Source organism: Rhodoferax sp. RT5P35 (assembly GCF_056521385.1).
The window spans coordinates 1-1,142 of sequence record NZ_JBWMAX010000274.1; the positions used below are offsets into that span (position 1 = coordinate 1).

Here is a 1,142-nt window from a genome sequence, read left to right on the forward strand (position 1 = left end):
CATAAGCGCAACAAGCTATAAATTTAATAGTAATTGAGAAATTCCAAGATGTCCTTGCCACGCCCCCAGGTGCTCGTTTTGAACTTCATGGCCCCGCACCACCAGGCGCTGCTGGAGCCGCATTTCGAGGTGATCTACGCCCCCACCGACGCGCTGCGGGCCGCCCATATCGCCGCCGATGCCGCCACCATCCGCGCGGTGCTGACCATCGGCAGCGTGGGCCTGACGGCCACCGAGATGGATGCCTTGCCCGCACTGGAACTGGTCTGCGCGCTGGGCGTGGGTTTTGAGAACATCGACATCCCCCACGCCCGTGCACGCGGCCTGGCGCTGGCCAACGGCGCGGGTACCAACGACGACTGCGTGGCCGACCATGCCTTCGCCCTGCTGTTGGCCGTGGTGCGCAACGTGCCGCGGCTGGATGCGCAATGCCGCCAGGGCCTGTGGCGTGATGTGTTGCCCCTGCCTGCCAGCGTGTCGAACCGCCGCATGGGCATCGTCGGCCTGGGAGGCATTGGCCACAAGGTGGCGCAGCGCGCGCTGGGATTCGGCATGCAGATCGGCTACCACGGGCGCAAGCCGCAAGCCGGGGTGGCGCATACCTACTTTGCCGATCTGGTGGCGCTGGCCGCCTGGGCCGACTTTCTGGTGGTGGCCACGCCCGGCGGCCCGGCCACCCGCCACCTGGTCGGTGCTGAGGTGCTGGCGGCGCTAGGCGAGGGCGGTTATCTGGTGAATGTGTCGCGCGGCAGCGTGGTGGATACCGCGGCGCTGGCCGAGGCCCTGCGCGCAAGCCGCATCGCCGGTGCGGGCCTGGACGTGTACGAGAGCGAGCCCCAACCCCCCGCCGCGCTGCTGGACCTGGATGCCGTAGTGCTCACGCCGCACGTGGGCGGCTGGTCGCCCCAGGCGATTGAAGCTTCGGTGCAGCGCTTTATCGAGAACGCGACGCGGCACTTTGCGGGGCAACCCGTGGTGTCCCCCATCTAAGCCGCGGCCATAATCCAGCCATGGAAACCAAATGGCTTGAAGATTTTGTCAGCTTGGCTGAAACCCGCAGCTTCAGCCGGTCGGCCCAGTTGCGGCACGTGACCCAACCGGCGTTCTCGCGGCGCATCCAGGCGCTGGAGGGCTGGGCGGGT

2 protein-coding genes are annotated in these 1,142 nt (G+C 67.3%); both read left to right on the forward strand.

All coding sequences use genetic code 11. The annotated features are described in order from the left end of the window. Window positions 1-48 precede the first annotated feature (48 nt). Complete coding sequence (locus AC097L_RS25585) at window positions 49-990, forward strand: 2-hydroxyacid dehydrogenase (RefSeq protein ID WP_479589510.1); 942 nt, start codon at window positions 49-51, stop codon at window positions 988-990. A gap of 20 nt (window positions 991-1,010) precedes the next feature. Next, window positions 1,011-1,142: LysR family transcriptional regulator (locus tag AC097L_RS25590; protein ID WP_479589511.1), on the forward strand; the 132-nt coding region annotated here is incomplete at its 3' end.

What these genes read in the sequence shown, in the direction of transcription:
- AC097L_RS25585 (WP_479589510.1), top strand. Translation starts at nt 49, where the DNA reads ATGTCCTTGCCACGCCCCCAGGTGCTCGTTTTGAACTTCATGGCCCCG.